This is a genomic window from Nocardiopsis alkaliphila YIM 80379 (assembly GCF_000341005.1).
GTDB classification, from domain to species: domain Bacteria; phylum Actinomycetota; class Actinomycetes; order Streptosporangiales; family Streptosporangiaceae; genus Nocardiopsis; species Nocardiopsis alkaliphila.
Genome location: NZ_ANBD01000094.1, coordinates 1 through 7,247, shown reverse-complemented (window position 1 = coordinate 7,247; position 7,247 = coordinate 1). Strand labels below are relative to the sequence as shown.

The following is a 7,247-nucleotide window of genomic DNA, read 5'->3' as shown; positions in this document are numbered from 1 at the left end:
CCCGCCCCCCAGCCGCTGGACATCGTCGCCGATGGCGACCTCCTCGTCGAAACGGGGGAACATCAGCTGGGCGAGCTGTTCGCCGTTGACTCGCCGGACGGCTTCGTCGAGGGTGATCATGCCCTGGTCGACGAGTTGGTCAGCGATACGGAAGGCGGCCGCGGCGGTGCGCTTGCCCACGCGGGTCTGGAGCATCCAGAGCTTGCCGCGCTCGATGGTGAACTCGATGTCGCACAGGTCGCGGTAGTGGTTCTCGAGTTTGTCCATGATGCCCATGAGCTCTTCGTAACTGCGAGCGTCGATGGTCTCCAGGTCGGTGAGTGGCACCGTGTTGCGGATGCCCGCCACCACGTCCTCGCCCTGGGCGTTCTGGAGGTAGTCGCCGTAGACGCCGGGACGACCGGAGGCGGGGTCGCGAGTGAAGGCCACACCGGTGCCCGAGTCCATGCCGAGGTTGCCGAAGACCATGGAGCAGACGTTGACGGCGGTGCCCAGCTCGGCGGGGATGCGTTCCTGCCGCCGGTAAAGGACGGCGCGTGGGGCGTTCCAGGAATCGAAGACGGCCTTGATCGCCGAACGCATCTGTTCGCGGGGGTCGCCGGGAAAGGGCCGGCCGGTCTGTTCGGCGACGATCTCCTTGAACCGCTCCACCAGACGGCGGAAGTCGGCGGCGTCGAGGTCGAGGTCGTCGGTGATCCCCTTGGCGGCCTTGAGTTCGTCGATGGCGTCCTCGAAGAGTTCACCATCGATGCCCTGAACGGTCTTGCCGAACATCTGGATGAGTCGGCGGTAGGAGTCCCAGGCGAAGCGCTCATCGCCGGCCTGGGTGGCCAGGCCGATGACGGACTCGTCGTTGAGGCCGATGTTGAGGACGGTCTCCATCATCCCGGGCATGGAGAATTTGGCGCCCGACCGTACGCTCACCAGGAGCGGGTCGTCGGGGCGGCCGAGGCCACGCCCCATGACCTTCTCGAGCTCGGCCAGGTCGGCCTCGATCTCGGCGTCCAAGCCCTCGGGCATGGTGCCCTTCTCCAGGTAGTGACGGCACGCCTCGGTGGTGATGGTGAAACCGGGCGGCACCGGAAGACCGAGGTTGGTCATCTCCGCGAGGTTGGCCCCCTTGCCACCGAGGAGGTCCTTCAGGTCCTTGTTGCCCTCGGTGAACTTGTAGACGTACTTGGTCACGGGGGTTCTCCCTCGCTCTCTCGGTGACTCGTGCTGTCCGGGGCGACCCCTGGATTATGGGCGCGACTCTATCCACATCCGGACAAAGCAACCTTCCATGAACCACCTCATTACGACATAACACCTGTTCAGAGGCATTGGAAAGGTCTACACCAATGGTTCAGTAGATCCACACTCTTCCCCATCTTCATCTTTGGTCACCCAGAGTGGGAAGAGCCCATGACCCTGCTGGTCACAGCGGCCCCATCATCGAATCCTCAGCATCACCGAACGACCCCGAAAACCCTTGGGAGCACGCGACCAATCCCCCGCGACGCCGGCCCCACCAAGTCGAATTGTGCGGGGCGACACAGCCATACCAGCAAGTAACCTACGCTTCCGTAAGTTAGGCTTGGCGTGGACCCACCAAGAGGTGGTTCCCGAAGGACCGGAAGAGGTGCACACGGTGTCGGAACTGCAGGAACCCGGTAGGGCCCAGCAGAACGCGGGGGCCTCGAACACGGAGCACGATACCGACCCCGAGGACGACCGACACGACGTCTCCGCGCCCGAGCGAGCCGTGTCCATGGCCGGAGACCTGCTGGAGGCGGTCAAACCCAAGCTGCGCGGCTGGCTGCACCTGGGCACCGCCCCACTCGCCTTGGCCGCGGGCATCGTGCTGGTGCTGCTCTCCCCCACCGTGCCGGCCTTGATAGCCGCCGCCGTCTACGCGCTCAGTTCGGTCCTGCTGTTCAGCACCTCGGCCATCTACCACGTGGGGCGCTGGTCCCCCCGGGCACGGCGGGTCCTGCGCCGCATGGACCACTCCAACATCTACCTGATCATCGCCGGCACCTACACCCCGTTCATCGTGCTGGTACTGGAAGGCACCCTGCGCATCGCGATGCTCGCCCTGGTCTGGGGTGGCGCGATCGCCGGAGTGGCCTTCAAACTGCTGTGGCTGAACGCCCCGCGATGGCTCTCCACCGCCCTGTACCTGGCCATCGGCTGGGTGGCGGTTCTGTTCATCTCCGACCTGGTGGGCGGCACCCACCCGGCGACCTGGATCCTCATCCTGGTGGGCGGCGTGCTCTACAGCGTCGGCGCCGTCGTCTACGGACTCAAGCGCCCCGACCCCGCACCGCGCTGGTTCGGGTTCCACGAGATCTTCCACTCACTGACCATCGCGGCGTTCGTCTGCCACTACGTCGCGGTGTCCTTCGTCGTGTACACGGCCACCTGACCCCGGAACGACTCCTTCGCCCGAGCCCGGGCGGCACGGCCCCCAGAGTACGGACGGTCTCCTTTCCAAGCCCCGCCATGACCACGTTGGGAAACATCGTCACGATTCACTTACGCAGTGGGACAACCAGCACGAAACACCCTGACACCTCCGACTCGCACCACTACCTTGAAAGCGGTTCTCGCGGTCGTGTGCGGCCACGGGTTCCGTGGAGACGGCCGGAGACCACTTCCCCCCGGGTTCGGCCGTCTCCGCCCGCGTCGCAACACGAACCGACCTATCAGGGCCGTCCCGCCCCCTCCTGCACCAGCACTCGCTCGCGACCGGTGTAGACGTTCATGGAGTCCCCCCGCAGGAACCCGAGCAGGGTCATACCGGCCTCCGCCGCCAGATCCACGGCCAACGAAGAGGGCGCCGAAACCGCGGCGAGCGTGGGGACCCCCGCCATCCAGGCCTTCTGAACCAACTCGAACGAGGCCCGGCCGGACACCATCAGCACACTCCCCCGCAGCGGCGTGCGTCCCTCACGCAAGGCCCATCCCACCACCTTGTCGACCGCGTTGTGACGACCGACGTCCTCGCGTACCGCCAGCAACTCACCCTCCGAGGTGAACAGGCCGGCCGCGTGCAGTCCGCCGGTCCGGTCGAACACCCGCTGGACCTCACGCAGCCGCTCGGGCAACTCCGACAAGGTCCGGACCGTGATCCGCGCCTCGTCCTCGGCCACCGACCACGCCGCCCGGGTACGTATCGCGTCCAGACCGGTCTTACCGCACAGTCCGCAGGACGAAGAGGTGTAGAAGTTGCGTTCCAGGGAGACGTCCGGCGCCGGCACGTGAGGAGCCAAGGACACATCGAGCACGTTGAAGGTGTTCGAACCGTCCTCGGTGGCCCCGGCGCAGTAGCGGATCATCTTCAAATCGTCGACACCGCGCACCACGCCTTCGCCCACCAGGAACCCCGCGGCCAGGTCGAAGTCGTGGCCCGGGGTGCGCATGGTCACCGTGAGCGGGGCCCCGTCGATCCGTATCTCCAGCGGCTCCTCGGCCACCAAGGTGTCCACGCGTTCGCTCACCGCACCGCTTCGGATCCTCAGGATTCGCTCGCGTGTCGTCACCCGACCCATGGTCACCCCCCGATCCGGCACCACCGTGCGCCGATCTCCCACCTATGCGCGTCACGTTACAGCGCTCGGGCCTTGGAGGATACGGTCCCACCGACGACGAGGGCCCCGTGTCCGCCGAAGCGGCACAGGGCCCCAGGTCGTGGTGCGCAGCGTCGATGTCAGCAGCCGGGCAGGCGCTCCACCAGGTACATCTCGACGTTGTCCAGCGACACACGCTCCTGCGACATGGTGTCGCGCTCACGAACGGTGACCGCGTTGTCCTCCAGGGTGTCGAAGTCCACCGTGACGCAGAACGGCGTACCGATCTCGTCCTGGCGACGGTAACGACGGCCGATCGCACCCGCGTCGTCGAACTCCACGTTCCAGCGCTTGCGTAGCGCCGCGGCCAGGTCACGGGCCTTCGGCGACAGGTCCGCGTTGCGCGAGAGCGGCAGTACCGCGGCCTTGACCGGGGCCAGGCGCGGGTCGAAGCGCATGACGGCGCGCTTGTCCAACTTGCCCTTGGCGTTGGGCGCCTCGTCGACGTGGTAGGCCTCGAGCATGAACGTCAGCATCGCCCGGTCCACACCGGCCGAGGGCTCGATGACGTAGGGGATGTAACGCTCGTTGTTCTCCTGGTCGAAGTAGGACAGGTCGACACCGGAGGCCTCGGAGTGCGTCTTGAGGTCGAAGTCGGTGCGGTTGGCGACGCCCTCCAACTCACCCCATTCACTGCCGTGGAAGTTGAAACGGTATTCGATGTCCACGGTCCGCTTGGAGTAGTGGGACAGCTTCTCCTTGGGGTGCTCGTACAGACGCAGGTTGTCCTTGGCGATGCCCAGGTCCAGGTACCACTGGTGACGCCGGTCGATCCAGTACTGGTGCCATTCCTCGTCGCTGCCGGGCTTGCAGAAGAACTCCACCTCCATCTGCTCGAACTCACGGGTTCGGAAGATGAAGTTGCCCGGGGTGATCTCGTTACGGAACGACTTGCCGATCTGCCCGATACCGAAGGGGACCTTGCGGCGGGCGCTCTGCTCGACGTTCTTGTAGTTGATGAAGATGCCCTGCGCCGTCTCCGGGCGCAGGTAGGCGAGGCCCTTCTCGTCCTGGACCGGGCCCAGGAAGGTGCGCAGCAGACCGTTGAACATGCGCGGCTCGGTGAAGGAGGCCTTGGCTCCACAGTTGGGGCAGGCGATGGCGGCCAGGCCTTCGGCGGGCTCTTGGCCGTGCTTCTCCTCGTAGGCCTCGATGAGGTGATCCGCGCGGAAGCGCTTGTGGCAGGCCTGACACTCGGTGAGCGGGTCCACGAACTCCTTGACGTGGCCGGAGGCCTCCCAGACCTCACGAGCCAGGATCACACTGGAGTCCAGGCCGACGATGTCGTCGCGCTCCTGCACCATCGAACGCCACCACTGGCGCTTGACGTTGTTCTTCAGCTCCACGCCCAGGGGGCCATAGTCCCAGGCTGCGCGCAGACCTCCGTAGATCTCACTGGAGGGGTAGACCAGACCTCGGCGCTTGGCGAGGTTGACCAGTGCGTCCATTGCCTCTGACTTGGCGGCCATGGGTGACTCTCCATCCGGCTGGCGGTCGGTGGATCGCTGTTCGCGATACATCGTCGTGTGTGAAAGAACGCGGATCTCGCGCGGAGCCACGGATGTGGCGCTCCGGGCGACCGCGTCACCCCAGGCTAGAGCAATCGCGGGGCGCTCGCGCCCTCCCTCGGGGTGAGCGCAACGACCACCGACCCGAGTATGAGGTCAGGGGGTGTCCAAGGTGTCGAGGATCTCGAACGCGCTGGGCTCGTCGATGGCCCGGGACAGCAGCGGCACGGCGGTGATCTTGACATCGAAGTCGGAGAGGGCGCGACGGTAGTAGCCGGCGCCCTCCCACTCGGTCACGACCGTCCACAGCGTGGGGTCGTCGGTGGCACGTCCGATGCGGTGCCGCAAAAAGCCGGGACGTTCGGCCAGGACCGCGACGGCGGCGTCGGCGTCGATTCGGAAGGCCTCGGTCTCGGCCTCGGACACGGAGTAACGGGTGATGACGATCACCCGACCATTGTGGCGCACCGAAAGGGGCGGGTCGCTCCGGGAGCGCCGGAGCGACCCGCATCGAACACCTCAGGCTCCGAAGACCCGATCCACGACCCTGGCCGCGGCCCGACCATCGTCCAAGGGGCAGAACCGCTCCACGAACGACCGGTAGGAGTCACGGCTCTTCTCGGCGACCTCATCGATGTCGAGCAGGGCCGCGATGACGTCGTCGGACTCGGTCAGCAACGGCCCCGGCGCGGTCTCCTCGAAGTCGAAGTAGAAGCCGCGCAGGTTGTCCCGGTAGCTCTCCAGGTCATAGGTGAAGAAGAGCATGGGCCGGCCGGTGTTGGCGAAGTCGAACATCATCGACGAATAGTCCGTGATGAGCACGTCGGTGATCAGGAACAGTTCCATGATCTCCGGGTACAGGGACACGTCGTAGACGAAGTCCTTCCCCACGATGGGCACGCTGTCCACCACCCGGGGGTGACGCCGTACCAGGAGCACGTGGTCCTCACCGAGTTTGTCGTACATCCGGCGCAGGTCCAGGTGTAGGTCGAGCTTGTGCTTGCCTCGCGTGTAGTACTTGTCGTCCCGCCAGGTGGGTGCGTACAGGACGACCTTCTTGCCCTCGGGCAGACCCAGGAGGCCACGGGTGCGTTCGGCGATGCGTTCCCGGTCGGCCGAGAAGAAGACGTCGTTGCGCGGATATCCGGTCTCCAGGATCTCACCCTCGAACCGAAAGGCGCTGCGCAGGATCGGCGTCGCCCAGGGGCTGGGTGAGACCAGGTAGTCCCACTGTTTCGTCTCCCAGGCCAACTTGTCGAAGTAGTCGCGGGACTTGCCGCGAATGTTCTCCACGTCGAAGCCGATGCGCTTGAGCATCGAACCGTGCCAGGTCTGCACGACCACTTGGTCGGGGTGCCGGTGGTACCAGGCGGGCTGGCGGGAGTTGGAGACCAGGTAGCGGCTACGCGCCAACTCCCGATAGTACTCCTCGCCCTTGTGGCGGACCGGGGTGAGGTCCTCGGGCAGACGCACCTGTCCATCGGCGACCAGCCAGGACATCGGATAGTCGGCCCAGCGTTCCCGCCCTCGCAATTCGGCGTAGATGCTCTGCGGGCTGTCGGAGTACTGCCGACCGGTGTAGGTATCGAAGAGGATGCCCTCGGTGACGGGCTCCAAGCGCTGCGCCGGGTAGAAGATCTCCCGCAGCCGACGCTGAGCGAAGGCACCACGTTCGGCGGTGCGCAGGTCACTGCCGACACGGATCACCGGAATGCCGCGACTCTGGTAGGTGAGCGTGTACTCGCGTTCGGGACTGCTCGTCGTCGAGGGCAACTCCCCGATGAGGGCGTCGGCGAACTCCACCCCCACGTCGACGCTGTCGCCAGAGCCCTTCCCGGTGCCCTCCTCTCCGACTCGCCCCCACAGCTGGTAGGTCCCTGCGGGAAGGGAGAGTTCCCCGGACAGGGTCTGGACGCGGGAGGGGTCGAAGCGGACGCTGAAGCGACCCCCGTTCCGTTCGAGGGTGAGTTCGTGCTCCTCGTCACGACCACGGGCCTTGGCGACCAAGCGCAGGTCGACCCCGGCGGGGAACTCACCGCCCAGAACCAGGGTGCGCTCCTCCCAGTGGGCGTTGTCGACCACGGGGCGAGCCCGACCGGCGCGCAGCTTCAGGTGACCGGTGGCCGAG

General features: G+C 66.1%; 6 protein-coding genes. 1 reads left to right on the top strand and 5 read right to left on the bottom strand.

The features are described from left to right. On the bottom strand, positions 1-1,185 hold a 1,185-nt coding region (locus D472_RS0114185; protein WP_017605150.1), incomplete at its 3' end, for a PEP/pyruvate-binding domain-containing protein. Positions 1,186-1,750: 565 nt separating this feature from the next. Between D472_RS0114185 and trhA the strand changes: the two genes are divergently transcribed. Beyond that, positions 1,751-2,407, top strand: a complete 657-nt coding sequence (gene trhA, locus D472_RS0114180; protein ID WP_152447961.1) for a PAQR family membrane homeostasis protein TrhA — start codon at positions 1,751-1,753, stop codon at positions 2,405-2,407. A gap of 280 nt (positions 2,408-2,687) precedes the next feature. Here trhA and fdhD read toward each other — a convergent pair whose 3' ends face one another. The 4 genes from fdhD to D472_RS0114160 form a co-directional block, all read right to left on the bottom strand. After that, entirely contained in the window at positions 2,688-3,533 is an 846-nt protein-coding gene (gene fdhD / locus D472_RS0114175; protein WP_033303834.1) for a formate dehydrogenase accessory sulfurtransferase FdhD, read from the bottom strand. 158 nt (positions 3,534-3,691) lie between these two features. Next, positions 3,692-5,080, bottom strand: a complete 1,389-nt coding sequence (locus D472_RS0114170) for a glycine--tRNA ligase (RefSeq protein WP_193373466.1) — start codon at positions 5,078-5,080, stop codon at positions 3,692-3,694. A gap of 195 nt (positions 5,081-5,275) precedes the next feature. Next, positions 5,276-5,569, bottom strand: coding sequence for an antibiotic biosynthesis monooxygenase (locus D472_RS0114165; RefSeq protein WP_017605146.1), 294 nt, complete (start codon positions 5,567-5,569; stop codon positions 5,276-5,278). Between the two features lie 69 nt (positions 5,570-5,638). Beyond that, positions 5,639-7,247, bottom strand: a 1,609-nt coding sequence (locus D472_RS0114160) for a CDP-glycerol glycerophosphotransferase family protein (RefSeq protein WP_017605145.1), incomplete at its 5' end; no start/stop codon positions are given.